We start from the raw sequence: 12,663 nt of genomic DNA on the forward strand, positions 1-12,663 counted from the left end.
AAGACGACACGATGACGCACAAGCACGCCTCCCAGATCGCCCTCGCTGCCGCCGCACTGTTCGTGTCGGCATGCCACCACGACGAGCCCATCAAGCACCCCGACGGCGCGACCGCGGCCGACGGCAAGACCGCCGACGTCGCCAAGGCCACGAAGATCAAGTGCTTCGGCGTGAACGAGTGCAGCACACAGGGGGCGTGCGACGTGCCCGACAATCGCGTCGAGCCCGGCAGCAAGGGCCACGACTGCGCCGGCAACAACACCTGCAAGGGCAAGGGGTGGGTGCAGCTGACGGCCGACGAGTGCACCGCCAAGGGCGGCGAGAAGCTGTAGCGCGCCTCGGCGCGGGCGGCCGCCGCCCTACAGCCGGCCGCGCGCGGCGTAGACCGCCACCGCGGCCACCTCGCGCAGGGCCCCGACGACGCGCACGCTGCCGTCGTCGGGCTCGCTCGGCACCGCATCGACCTCCGTGAACGCGCGGGCGAAGACCCGCCGCGCGCGGAACAGGTGGTACGCGTCGCTCACGATCACGACCCGCGCGGGGCCCAACAGCGCGGCCGCCTCGATCGCGTTGCCGTGGGTCGAGGTCGATCGCCGCTCGCGGACGATCGCTTCGTCGGGCACGCCGAGCCGTTCGAGCACCTCGGCGGCGGCGTCGGCCTCGGCGACGTCGCCCGCACCGACACCGCCGGTGGTGACGATCCGCGGCGCGAAGCCGCGGTGGTACAGCTCGGCGGCACGCCGCGCACGGGCGGCCAGCGCAGCGCTGGCGTAGCCGTCGTCGCCCACACGACAGCCCAGCACGACGATCGCGTCGCCGTGCGACCACGCGGGTGACTGCGCCGCGCCATGGCGATCGAGCGCGACCGCGGCGCTGCACCACGACACCGCGGCGACGCCCACCGCCCGCAACAGCCACCGCCAGCGACTCGCCCGTGCACGCACCCGAGGTGGCGACGCCCGGCGGGCACCGCCGATTCCCGCACGTGTCCGCCGTGATCGTGCACGAGCGCGTGCGCCGTCGATCACAGCGCGGCCGCGAGCGCCGGCAGTACCTCGCCGGCCCGCGCGTCCACGCGAATGCTGGCGTAGTCGTCGCCTCGGGTGGCGCCGAGGTTGACGATGACGATCGGCTGCCCGCGCTCGCTCGCCCGCCGCACGAAGCGGTAGCCCGAGAACACCGCCAGCGAGCTGCCGACCACCAGCAGCGCGTCGGCGGCCGACAGACAGGCATGGGCGTGCTCGACCACCTCGGCCGGCACGCTCTCGCCGAAGAACACCACGTCGGGCTTGAGTCGACCGCCGCAGCGCAGGCACGAAGGCGGCCGGAAGCCCGCCAGCAGTCGTGTCGGCAGCTCGACGTCGCCGTCGGGGCGGACCTCGGCGGCCTCGGGGTCGTGCACGCGCGCGTGCTCGAGCTCGGGGTTGTCGGCCACCACTCGCGCGTGTACCTGCGTGCGCGGCTCGAGTCCGCCGCACTCGAGGCAGCGCACGCGGTGCAGCGTGCCGTGCAGCTCGATCACCGACGGCGAGCCGGCGCGTTGGTGCAGCTCGTCGACGTTCTGCGTGATGAGGCCATCGACCACGCCGCGGCGCTGCAGCGATGCGATCGCGCGGTGGCCCTCGTTGGGGGCCGCGGCGGCGAAGCGCGGCCAGCCGACCATCGCCCGCGCCCAGTAGCGCGCGCGGCCCTCGGCGCTGGCGGCATACTCCTGGAAGCGGATCGGCTGGCGCGCGCGCGCGGTGGTGCCGGGCCCACGGTAGTCGGGGATGCCCGACTCGGTACTGATGCCGGCGCCGCTCAGCACCGCGACGGTGCGGCCGCGCAGCAGTGTGATCGCCCTCGCGAGGGCCTCGTCCGGGCGGTCGACGCGGGCGTCGGACATCGGCGTGCGCTCACTTGGCGTACTTCACCGAGCAGCCGTACGACGGCGTCTCGGGCACGCTCACGGGCTTGCCCGCGCGCACCTCGGCGAGCGCCTGTGCGAGGTGGTTGCGGTAGGCACCGCCACCGTCGACCTCGCCGATGGGCGCGTTGTCGATCGCGCCGCGGTAGAGCAGCTTGCCCTCGCCGTCGATGAGGAACACGTGCGGGGTCTTGGTCGCGCCGTAGGCGTGGCCGACCGCGCCGTCCTCGTCGAGCAGCACCGGGTGCGCCATGCCGAAGCCGCGCGCGCCCTCGCGGCTGTTGTCGGCGCCGGCGCCCTGCTTGCCGGGCGCGCCCGAGTTGATCGCCAGCCACACCACACCGGCCTTCGCCTCCTGCTCGGCCATGTCGCGCAGCGGGCCCTCGCCGTGGGCGTACTTCACGAATGGGCAACCCGGGTTCCACCACTCGAGCACCAGCAGCTTGCCCTTGCCGTCGGCGAGGCCGTGGTGCTGACCCTCGGTGTCGACGAGATCGAAGGCCGGCGCGGGCTGACCGATGGCCGCGGTCGCGACGGGCGTCTGCGCGGGGGTCTGCGCGGGCGGGCTCGACTCGGGCGGCGCGATCGGCATCGTCGCGGCCGTCACCGGCGGCGCGCCCTCGGTGGCGGTGGCGGCGGAGCGGGTGCACGCGGCAGCGAGCAGGGCGATCGCGACGACGACGGGCTTCATGGCCGCGCTAGCCTACCGCAGCGGCCGCGGCGGTGCCCGCGTCGCGACGCCGACGCGTCCACATGAACACCACGAGGCCCACGCAGATCGCGTCGAACAGCTCGCCGGTGTAGCCATAGATCGTGCGGTGTTGGGGGTCCATCATCGGCACGTCGACCACGAAGCCATCGGGCGGCTGTGGCCCGTCGATGTCGGGATCGGTGACCTCGGTGCGGTGGTGCGCCGCGCCGGTCGGATCGATGTACACGCTGACGCCGGTGTTCACGGCGCGGACCATCGGCTTGCGGTGCTCGACCGCGCGGAACACCGCCAGGCCCAGGTGCTGTCCGGGCTCCTCGGTCTTGCCGAACCACGCGTCGTTGGTGAGGTTGACGAATGCGTTGACCTCTTGCGCCGCGGTCTCGCGCACGTAGCGGGGCAGGATGTCCTCGTAGCAGACGAACGGCCCCAGTCGCCACGGTCCCAGCGGCAGCACCCCGGGGCCCGCACCCTGGGCGATGTGCGACGCCGACGGCACTTGCTTGAGGTACCACTCGGGGCTCACCAGCGGCGCGTACTCGCCGAACATCAGCCGGTAGACCTTGTCGTAGCGGCCCGCGACCGTGCCCGCGCGATCGAGCAGGATCGCCGAGTTGTAGGGGTAGGGCGAGCCGCCCTGGCTCTCGCGGGTGACCGCGCCGAAGATGATCGGGATGTCGAAGCCCCGCTTCACCCGCCATGGATGATCGGGCGGGAGATCGGTGGTGCGATCGCGGGTGAACGCGCGCGGGTTGGGGTACGCGGTCTCGCCCCACAGCGCCACCTCGGCGCCCTGGGCCTCGAGCGCGGCGGTCATCTGTTGTTCGTTGTCGAGCACCCACCGCCGCCACTCGGGGTGGGCCATCTGGCGGATGCTCATGTTGCCCTGCACGACCCCGAAGCGCACCGTCGGTGCGTCGTCGATGGCCGCGTGCAGCTGCGCGAGCCGTAGCGCACCGTAGATGGGGTTGCCCACCAGCAGCGTCACGGCTGCGATGACGTCGCGACGCGCGATGGGCTTGGCGTCGAGCCGCGCCCGCAGCAACGTGTAGAGCGCAGCGTTGGTCGCGACCATGATGCCGCTGACCATGGTCACGCCGCCGAGATCGGCGGTCTGGATCAGCAGCGGCTGCCAGCACCACGCGTGCGCCATGTAGATGGGAAAGATGTTCGGCAGCGTGGCCTCGACGCCGACCCACACCGCCGGCGCGACGATCCACAGCGGCCAGTCGACCCGCGCGCGCAGCTTGGTGATGACCAGCGCCGAGAGGCCCCACAGCAGGCCATGCCACAGCGCGAATAGGAACGTCACGGGGGTCGCCGCCGGCACCGAGAAGTCGGCGAACTTCACCAGCAGCTGGCTCATCCAGAAGAAGCCCCAGAAGACCGTGATGATGCCGACCAGCCAGCCGTAGCGGAACGCACGACGCGCCGACAGCCCCTCGATCGCGGCGAAGTACGGGATCCACATGACGAAGCCGAGCCAGAACTGATCGTAGTTCGGGCACGACAGCACCATGCCGACGGCCGAGAGGCCAGCCAGCAGCACGCGCTTGGGCTCGGGTCGCGGCAGCTTCAAGCCTCGGGCTCCGGCTTGGCCGCGCCCGCGGCCTGCGGCAGCGGTCGTAGCCGCACGAACAGCTCGGCCAGCTGCGCGTCGTCGACCGACGTCGGGCACTGCGTCATGAGGTCCTGGCCCTTCTGGGTCTTGGGGAACGCGATCACGTCGCGCAGGCTGGTCGCGCCGGTGGTCAGCATCGCCAGGCGATCGAGCCCGAGCGCGATGCCACCGTGGGGCGGCGGGCCGTACTTGAAGGCCTCGAGCAGGAAGCCGAACTTCTGCTGCGCGGACTCGGGCGAGAGCCCCAGCACCTCGAAGACCTTGGCCTGCACGTCGCTGCGGTGGATTCGGATCGAGCCGCCGCCGATCTCGTTGCCGTTGAGCACGAGGTCATAGGCCTGCGCGTGCACGCTGCCGGGATCGGTGTCGAGCAGCGGGATGTGCTCGAGGTTGGGCATCGTGAACGGGTGGTGCGCGGCCACCAGCGTGCCGTCGTCGCGGCGCTCGAACAGCGGGAACTCGGTGACCCACAGGAACTTCCACGCCGGCGCACCCTCGCCGAGCAGGTGCAGCGCGTCGCGCAGCTCGAGCCGCAGCGCGCACAGCACCTGGTGGACGGTGTGCCAGGTGTCGGCGATGAACAGCATCACGCTCCCGGGGGTCGCGCCCATCGCTTCGGCGATGCTGCGCTGGACCTCGGGCGCGAGGTTCTTGGCGAACGGCGCCTGCCAGCTGCCGTCGTCGGTGATGCGTGCCCACGCCAGGCCCTTGGCGCCGCCGTGCTCGCGCTGCTTCACGAACTCGGTCAGCTTGTCGAGCTGGTTGCGGGTGAGCACGCCGGCGTGCTCGGGCGGGACCATGAGGCCCTTCACGCACGGCGCGGCCTCGAACACCCGGAAGCCGCAGCTGCGGGTCGCCGCGGTCACGTCGACCAGCTCGAGGCCGAAGCGGGTGTCGGGCTTGTCGCTGCCGTAGCGTGCCATGGCCTCGGCCCACGGCATGCGTGGCAGCGGCAGCGGCACCTCCACGCCCAGCACCTCGCGCCAGACCTCGGCGACCAGCCGCTCCATCACGCCGAAGACCAGCTCCGGGGTGGCGAACGACATCTCGACGTCGATCTGCGTGAACTCGGGCTGCCGGTCGTTGCGCAGGTCCTCGTCGCGGAAACAACGGGTGATCTGGAAGTAGCGATCGAAGCCCGAGACCATGAACAGCTGCTTGAAGATCTGCGGCGACTCGGCGAGCGCGTAGAAGTTCCCCGGGTTGAGGCGGCTGGGCACCAGGAAGTTGCGTGCACCACCGGGGGTGTACTTGACCATGTAGGGCGTCTCGAGCTCGAGGAAGCCCTGCTCGGTCATGCACCGCCGCGTCACGAAGGCGATCTTCGAGCGCGTGATGAAGTTCTTCTGCAGGCTCGGGCGCCGCAGGTCGAGGTAGCGGTAGCGCAGCCGGAGGTTCTCACCGGTGTCGATGCGGTCGTCGTCGGCGATCGCCAGCGGCGGGGTCTCGGCCTGCGAGAAGATCTCGAGCTGGCTGGCCTCGACCTCGATGGCGCCGGTCGGGAGGTTGGGGTTGGCATTGTCGCCGCGGCTGATGACCTTGCCGGCGATGCCGATGCAGAACTCGCTGCGCAGCCGATCGGCGGCCTCGTGGGCGCCGGCGTCGATGTCGGGTCCGAACACCACCTGCGTGAGACCCTCGCGATCGCGCAGGTCGACGAAGATGCGACCACCGTGGTCGCGGCGGCGGTGGACCCACCCGAACAACACGACCTCGGCACCGACGGCGCTGGGGCGCAGGGCGCCGCACGAGTGGGTGCGGCCCGATGTGAGCAAGCTGGACATGATGCTCGGAACTGTATCAGCGGCGCCGGCCTTGGTTTGCCCCGCGACACCACGCGAGCGCCCCGGCGGGGCCCAACCGGCGCGAGCGCGGGCCGCGTCCTCATGGGGCGCCGCCGGTGGCCGCCGGCCTCGCCACCGGCGGCGCGCGGCGAGGCCCCCCCCTCGTGCCCGCGCGGCCGCGGGTGGCGATCGGCCGGCCCCGGCTTGGGCTCGCGATGCGCTCGCGCGCCTGCTACAACTCGCGCGGGCCCGAGGCCGCCCGTGCTCGTCGCCGCTGACGCGGCGTCGACCGACGGTCCGAAAGCTCGCTCCTCGCCATGGCGCTGCGATTCGTGCACGTCTCGGACATCCATCTGCTCGACCTGCGTGGCGTGCGGCCGTGGCACTACTTCAACAAGCGCATCACCGGACGCATCAACCTCGCGCTCAAGCGCCGGCGGCTGCACGACGAGCGCATCTTCGACGCCGTGCTCGATTGCGGACGCCGCCTGGGCGCCGACCGGCTGGTGGTGACCGGCGATCTGACCAACCTCGCGCTGCCGTCGGAGTTCGCCCACGCGCGCGCGAAGCTGTCCGACGCGGGCATGCCCGTCACCGTCATCCCCGGCAATCACGACACGTACACCGCAGGTGCGGTGCGGCAGCGGTTGTTCGAGCGGCACTTCGCCGAATTCATGGACGGCGAGCGCGACGGTGACGCGTTCCCGTTCGTGCAGCGGGTCGGGCCCGCGGCGCTCGTGGGGGTCTCGAGCGGGATCACCTCGCTGCCGCTGTACGCGACGGGCGCGGTCGGGCCTGCCCAGCTGGAGCGGCTCGAGGCCGTGCTGGCCCGGCTTTCGACCGAGGGACTGATGCGGATCGTGCTGATCCACCATCCACCCGTCGCCGGGGTGTCGAAGCCGCGTCACGACCTGCTCGATCTGGGCGCCTTCGGCGAGGTCATCGCACGCCAGGGCGCCGAACTCATCCTCCACGGCCACGAGCATCGTTGCGTGGACAGCACGCTGCCCGGCCCGCACGGCGACGTGCCGGTGCATGGCGTGGCATCGGGCACCTCGTGCTCGACGCGACCGGGCCGACAGGCTTCGTTTTCGCTATACGAGGTCGACCGCGACCTCATCCATCGGGAGCGCTACACATGGAACGGAACCGCATTCGATCGCGTGCACGACTGATCTCCTCGACCACCGCGTCACGCATCGGCGTCACCCGGGGGCTCGCGCTCGCACTGGCACTGCTGCTGCCGGTGGGCTGCGTGAACGCCCTCGACAAGGCCCGCATCGCGTGGTCCGACGGCGAAGGCGACTTCGACGAGGCCGAGGAACTCTACCGCGATGCCATCGACCACGAGAAGTACCGCGAGGAGGGCACGCAGGAGCTGGTCGAGATCTACCTGCAGCAGGCCCGCGAGCAGCGCGATCGTCCGAAGGTCGCCGAGAGCCTCTACAAGAAGGCGCTCAAGCTCGATCCCAACAACGAAGAGGCGCTCGAGGGCCGCGCCCGCGCGCTGATCGGCCGCGGCATGCCCGACGAGGCCTTCGCGCTGGTCGAGGAGGGCAGCAAGACCAAGTGTCGCGGCTGCAAGCGTCTGCTCGCGGTGCTGCTGATCGACCGCGCCGATCGCTACTACCACGCGCAGATGTGGCCGCAGGCCGAGGCCGACTACAGCCGCGCGCTGGCGATCATCCCCAACGCCGCGGTCGCGCTCGGCGTGGTGCGCTGTCGCATCGCCCGCGGCGCCACCGAGGAGGCCGCGCAGGCGCTGGCCCCCGCCGCCGATCTGATCGGCGTGCAGGACGTGGATCAGCGGGGCCAGTTCCTCGAGCTGCGTCGCATCGTGGTGCTCGCGGTGCTCGCCGCCGACAAGCCCGAACTCGCCGACCGCCTGCTCGACATGGCGCCCGCGGGCGTCGGCGCCGAGGAGCAGCTGGGCCTCGCGATCGAGGTCGCGTACGAGCTCGAGAAGCTGGGCAAGACCGAGATCGCGCTCGACCGCCTCGAGACCCTGGTCAAGCACGCCGAGGAGGGCAAGCTCAAGGTCTCGGCCGAGCGCGTGGCCGAGCTGCGCGAGCGCCTCGCGGGGCTGTACATCGCCCGCAGCGCGCAGCGGCTGGCGAAGAACGAGGTCCCCGGCGCCGACGAGGACCTCGCACGCGCGCTCGAGCTGCGGCCGGCCGATCCATCGCTGCAGCTGCAGCGCGTGCTGGCGATCGCCGGCAAGGGCAAGCTGCCGGACGCCGAGGCGGCGCTCGGCAAGATCGATCCCTCGACCGGCGGCTACGCGCAGGTGTGGTCGATCCTCCTGACGATCCGCGTGCACGACATGATCGCCAGCGGCCGCATCGACGCCGCGCGCGAGCAGCTCGAGCGCGCCAAGTCGAAGACGCCAGAGCTGCCCGAGGTCCACATCGCGACCGCCGACCTGCTGCGCCACACCGAGGTCAACCTGCGCAAGAAGGACGCCGCGGCGCTGCGCAGCACCGGGTTGGTCAAGTACCCCGGCGGCAAGATCACGCGGTTGGGCGAAGCGCTGAGCGAGCTCGACTGGTCGAAGCAGAGCGTCTCGGGCCTCGGCGCGGCGTACCCGTACCGTGCGCCCGGCAGCGAGCAGAAGCTCGAGGGCCTGCGCACCGACATCGCCAAGGACTACCCGTTCGCGGTGAAATTCGCGGAGAAGGCCGAGGCGACCCTGGTGCTGAAGAACAACCGCGCCGAGCCGGTCACCGCGACCGTGAAGTGCGGCAGCTTCGACGCGGAGGCCAAGCTCGCACCCTCGAGCAGCTCGCGTGTGCAGGTGAGCAAGCCCGGCTTCTGCGAGCTGAACCTCGGCGGCAAGGCCGTGACCTACGTCGCGGAGCCGTACACCGAGGTCGAGATCCCACTGTAGCGCGGGCGACCTCGCGGCGCGGGCGCGTGTGCCCCTCGCCGCACGCACGTTCAGACACTCACGACCCTCGGGGCTGCCATGAGCCCGATCCCCTCGGGCGTGACCGCGGGCCAACCGGCGGCGATGCGCGATCGCAGCGCATCGCTCGCGCGTGACCCACCGTGGGTCGCCACCGGACGGCGTCGGTGCGCGCCCATCGGGCACCACCCCTGGTAGAGTACTCGGGCGTGCCAAGCTGCCCACACCGCAAGATCCGCCCGCTGGGCGAGGGTGCGGTGGGCGACGTGCACCTGTGCGTCGACGTGTTCCGCCGCCGGCTCGTGGTGGTGAAGTGGCTGCGCGCCGAGGTCCACGAGGGCAGCGAGGCTGCGGTCCGCTTCCAGCGTGAGGCGCAGCTGATGAGTGGCGCCAACTTCGACGGCGTCATCAAGGTCGAGCACTTCGGCAGCGACGAGTACGGCCGCACCTGGATGGCCATGGAGTTCGTCGACGGCGTGTCGCCGGCCGGCGCCATCGGCGAGGGCGACACCTGGGGGGTGCACCGGTTGCTCGCCGGCGTCGGCCGCAGCCTCGACGAGCTCCACGGACTCGGGGTCGTCCACCGCGACCTCAAGCCCGACAACGTCCTGTTGCGCAATCAGCCCAATGGGCCGAGCGGCTGGGACCCCGTGATCATCGATCTCGGGATCGCGAAGTGGCTCGCCCACGAGGCCGCGACCGCGACGGGCTCGGTGTTCGGCACGCCGCACTACATGAGCCCGGAGCAGTTCCGCGACACCAAGCACGTGGGCCCGGCGACCGATCGCTATGCCTTGGCGGTGATCGCCTTCGAGCTGCTGTCCGGCCGGCTGCCCTACGACGGTCGGTCGCTGCCGGAGCTGCTGCACCAGCACATGGAATCGGAGATTCCGGCGCTGTCGATCGCGCTCAAGGGGCGCGCGCGGGCCACCGTGATGGACTCCGGCGCCGCAGCGGACACCCGCGTGCCGTCGCCGCACCTCGACGTGTTCATGCGGCGCGCGATGGCCAAGCAACCCGCGGCGCGCTTCGGCTCGGGCCGCGAGATGGCGGCCGCATTCCAGACCGCCGCCACCGCCGACGGCCTGTGGTACGAGCCCGACACCGTCGAGCCGCTGTTCGAGCGCTTGGTGCGGCCGATCGTCGAGATGACCTACGCCGGGGCGGTGCATCGCTTCGACATGCGCGAGGGGCCGATCGTGATCGGTCGCCACGAGGCGTGCCAGCTGGTGGTGACCTCGCCGCGCATGAGTCGGCTGCATGCCTGCGTGTACGCGCACCGTGGTCGCATCTGGATCGCCGATCTGCAGAGCCAGAACGGCACGCAGTACCAGGGCCGCGCGCTCGCGGCCGCGGTGCCGGTGCCGATCCGCGCCGACGGCGAGGGCGCGCCGATCCGGCTGTACGATCAGGACCTCGAGATCCGCGCCGTCGAGTCGTGAACCATGACGAGCTGGGGCTGGCCGAGCGCGTTGCTGTTCGGGCCCGCGCTGGCGTGGACGGCCGCGGTGACGGTGGGCAGCGCGTGGACGCTGCTCGACGACGACGCCTGGCGCCCGATCGATCGCCGCGCTGCCGCCGTCGTGGGTGACGACGACTGCCGCAGCTGCCACCCCGAGAAGTGGCGCAGCTGGCACGACAGCTACCACCGGACCATGACGCAGGTGGTCGACGACGCCGGCAGCCGCATCGCGGCGCCGTTTCTCGGCGAGCAGCTGACCACGCTCGGCTTCACCGCCACGATGGATCGCAGCGCCGACGGTCGGCCGCACCTGCGCGTCGTCGATGCCGAGGGCGCAGCGGTGATCGATGCCGACGTCGAGCTCACGGTCGGCAGCCATCGCGTGCAGCAGTACGTCGCGCGCATCGATCGCGGGGGCGGGCCCGACGAGCGCTGGCGCCTGCCGCTGGCGTGGCACCTCGGCGAGGCGCGATGGATCCACCTCGACACTGCATTCCTCGCCGAGGATGGCGTGAACGGCTCGCGCGACGACTACCTGCGGCACTTCGTGCGCTACAACGACAACTGCCTGTTCTGCCACAACACCGAGCCGTCGCCGGGGCTCGAGCAGGGGCGCTGGCACACCACCGTGGGGCAGTGGGGCATCGGCTGCGAGGCGTGCCACGGCCGCGCGTCGGCGCACGTGCAGCGGCAGGCCTCGCCGCTGCGTCGGGTGTGGTCGGTCGCCGGCCCCGACCCCGCCATCGTCGATCCGGGCGCACTGACACCCGAGCGCGCGGCCGACGTGTGCGGCCGTTGCCACGGCCAGCGCATCGGCCTCGACATCGATCGCATCCTCGCCGTGGGCGACGGCTTCGTGCCCGGCGAGTCGCTCGCGGCGGTGTCGCGGCCGATCCTGCGCGACGCCCACCTCGGCGACGATCCCGACACGCCGTTTGCGACGCGCTTCTGGCCCGACGCGACCCCACGGCTGTCGGCCCACGAGTACCAGGGCCTGCTGGCCTCACCGTGCCACGACGACGGCCGCGGGCTGCACTGCAACGACTGCCACGACATGCACGGCGACACGCCCTCGATGCAGCTGCGCCGCGACTTCGATCGCAGCGGCACCTGCGTGCGCTGCCACGACACGGCGACGCTCTCGGCGGGTGCGCGGCACGGTGGCCACGGCGCGTCGGTCGATTGCATGGACTGCCACATGCCGCGCACCAGCTACGGCCTGTTGCAGGGCATGATCAGCCACCGCGTCACGAGCCCCGATCCGGGGGCTGCGGTGGGGCTGCACGATCGCCCCGACGCGTGCACGCAGTGCCACGTCGATCGCGACCGCTCGTGGGCCGCCGCGGCCATGTCGCGCGTGGGCCTCGCGGGCACCGAGCCGGCGCGGGGCCCCGACGCGCGCGAGAGCTGGGGCCCGCGGGTGCTGCTCGATCTGCACGGCGGCGATCCGATCCAGCGCGCGCTCGCGGTCGATGCCCTGGCCCAGCCGCGCGCGACCGCGTCGGCGTCGCAGCGGCTGTCGTGGGTGGTCGATGCGATGGCCGACGACTACGCCGCGGTGCGATGGATGGCATGGGTGGCCGCGCGTCGTCTCGCCGCGGACGCCGACGACGGCGCGAGGGTTCGCGCGGCGCTGGCGGATTTCGATCCCGAGGCCGAGCCGGCGTCGCGGTTGCCGGCATGGCAGGCGATCCGGGCGGCGCTCGGGCCCGGCGCGTTCGACGACGCGCCCGCGCGCCGCGAGGCGCTCGAGGCCAGCCGCGACGCGCAGGCGATCTGGATCGGCGAGTGAGCAATCCCTGTGTCGAGGTACTAGGATGCGGTGAGCAACCAGTGGAGCACGCCCGTCACGTTCGCTTGTCGCTGGGCTTGTTGGCGATCTTCCTCGCCAGCGGCCTGTGGCTCGAGGCGATGATCGGCCTGCGGGCCGGCGACTGGATCGACGATCCACTGCGCCGCGAGTTCCTGCGCCTGGGCCACGCCCACGGCGGCCTGCTCGCGCTGGTGAACCTCGTGCTCGCGTGGGCGATGACGCAGCTCGGCACACCTGCGACGTGGGCAGGGCGGGTGCGCCGCGCATCGCTGCTGGGCGCTGCGCTGGTCGGCGGCGGCTTCATGGGTGGCGGGCTCTGGCATGCCGCCGCCGATCCCGGGCCGCTCGTGCTGGTGGTCCCGGCCGGCGCCATGATGCTGTTGGCGAGCGTGGTCGCGGTCGCAGCGGTGGCGGGCACCGCGGCCGCGCCACCGCCCGCGGACGACCCCTGACGAGCATCGTG

General features: G+C 72.0%; 11 protein-coding genes. 6 read left to right on the top strand and 5 right to left on the bottom strand.

Annotated elements, in window-relative coordinates; genetic code table 11:
• Window positions 1–11 precede the first annotated feature (11 nt).
• Window positions 12–332, top strand: a complete 321-nt coding sequence (locus IPH07_03245; protein MBK6916395.1) for a hypothetical protein — start codon at window positions 12–14, stop codon at window positions 330–332.
• 27 nt (window positions 333–359) lie between these two features.
• Here the strand turns inward: IPH07_03245 and IPH07_03250 are convergent, their stop codons facing one another.
• The 5 genes from IPH07_03250 to aspS form a co-directional block, all read right to left on the bottom strand.
• A complete protein-coding gene (locus tag IPH07_03250) occupies window positions 360–887 on the bottom strand; it encodes a YdcF family protein (protein ID MBK6916396.1) in 528 nt (175 codons plus the stop codon).
• A 137-nt stretch (window positions 888–1,024) separates the two neighbouring features.
• On the bottom strand, window positions 1,025–1,885 hold the full coding sequence (locus IPH07_03255; GenBank protein ID MBK6916397.1) for an NAD-dependent protein deacetylase: 861 nt from the start codon (window positions 1,883–1,885) through the stop codon (window positions 1,025–1,027).
• Window positions 1,886–1,895: 10 nt separating this feature from the next.
• Window positions 1,896–2,597 (bottom strand): redoxin domain-containing protein, encoded by a 702-nt coding sequence (locus IPH07_03260; protein ID MBK6916398.1) that lies wholly within the window; start codon window positions 2,595–2,597, stop codon window positions 1,896–1,898.
• A 7-nt stretch (window positions 2,598–2,604) separates the two neighbouring features.
• Entirely contained in the window at window positions 2,605–4,194 is a 1,590-nt protein-coding gene (gene lnt, locus IPH07_03265; protein MBK6916399.1) for an apolipoprotein N-acyltransferase, read from the bottom strand.
• Window positions 4,191–6,020, bottom strand: a complete 1,830-nt coding sequence (gene aspS / locus IPH07_03270; GenBank protein ID MBK6916400.1) for an aspartate--tRNA ligase — start codon at window positions 6,018–6,020, stop codon at window positions 4,191–4,193. The genes lnt and aspS overlap by 4 nt, the downstream gene beginning before the upstream one ends.
• Before the next feature lie 317 nt (window positions 6,021–6,337).
• Between aspS and IPH07_03275 the strand changes: the two genes are divergently transcribed.
• The 5 genes from IPH07_03275 to IPH07_03295 all read left to right on the top strand — a co-directional run bounded on the left by IPH07_03275 (window position 6,338) and on the right by IPH07_03295 (window position 12,652).
• Window positions 6,338–7,195, top strand: a complete 858-nt coding sequence (locus tag IPH07_03275; protein ID MBK6916401.1) for a metallophosphoesterase — start codon at window positions 6,338–6,340, stop codon at window positions 7,193–7,195.
• Window positions 7,159–8,907 carry a hypothetical protein gene (locus IPH07_03280; GenBank protein MBK6916402.1) on the top strand — a complete coding sequence of 583 codons (1,749 nt, stop codon included), beginning with the start codon at window positions 7,159–7,161 and terminating at the stop codon, window positions 8,905–8,907. The genes IPH07_03275 and IPH07_03280 overlap by 37 nt, the downstream gene beginning before the upstream one ends.
• Before the next feature lie 227 nt (window positions 8,908–9,134).
• Complete coding sequence (locus tag IPH07_03285) at window positions 9,135–10,367, top strand: protein kinase (GenBank protein MBK6916403.1); 1,233 nt, start codon at window positions 9,135–9,137, stop codon at window positions 10,365–10,367.
• Window positions 10,368–10,370: 3 nt separating this feature from the next.
• Window positions 10,371–12,179 (top strand): hypothetical protein, encoded by a 1,809-nt coding sequence (locus IPH07_03290; protein ID MBK6916404.1) that lies wholly within the window; start codon window positions 10,371–10,373, stop codon window positions 12,177–12,179.
• A 41-nt stretch (window positions 12,180–12,220) separates the two neighbouring features.
• Window positions 12,221–12,652, top strand: coding sequence for a hypothetical protein (locus tag IPH07_03295; GenBank protein MBK6916405.1), 432 nt, complete (start codon window positions 12,221–12,223; stop codon window positions 12,650–12,652).
• The last annotated feature ends 11 nt before the right edge of the window (window positions 12,653–12,663 follow it).

This window comes from Deltaproteobacteria bacterium, from assembly GCA_016709225.1.
Taxonomy (GTDB): Bacteria; Myxococcota_A; Polyangia; order Nannocystales; family Nannocystaceae; genus Xiheibacterium; species Xiheibacterium phototrophicum.

What these genes read in the sequence shown, in the direction of transcription:
- IPH07_03280 (MBK6916402.1), top strand. Translation starts at nt 7,159, where the DNA reads ATGGAACGGAACCGCATTCGATCGCGTGCACGACTGATCTCCTCGACC.
- IPH07_03245 (MBK6916395.1), top strand. Translation starts at nt 12, where the DNA reads ATGACGCACAAGCACGCCTCCCAGATCGCCCTCGCTGCCGCCGCACTG.
- IPH07_03260 (MBK6916398.1), bottom strand. Translation starts at nt 2,597, where the DNA reads ATGAAGCCCGTCGTCGTCGCGATCGCCCTGCTCGCTGCCGCGTGCACC.
- aspS (MBK6916400.1), bottom strand. Translation starts at nt 6,020, where the DNA reads ATGTCCAGCTTGCTCACATCGGGCCGCACCCACTCGTGCGGCGCCCTG.
- IPH07_03255 (MBK6916397.1), bottom strand. Translation starts at nt 1,885, where the DNA reads ATGTCCGACGCCCGCGTCGACCGCCCGGACGAGGCCCTCGCGAGGGCG.
- IPH07_03290 (MBK6916404.1), top strand. Translation starts at nt 10,371, where the DNA reads ATGACGAGCTGGGGCTGGCCGAGCGCGTTGCTGTTCGGGCCCGCGCTG.
- IPH07_03275 (MBK6916401.1), top strand. Translation starts at nt 6,338, where the DNA reads ATGGCGCTGCGATTCGTGCACGTCTCGGACATCCATCTGCTCGACCTG.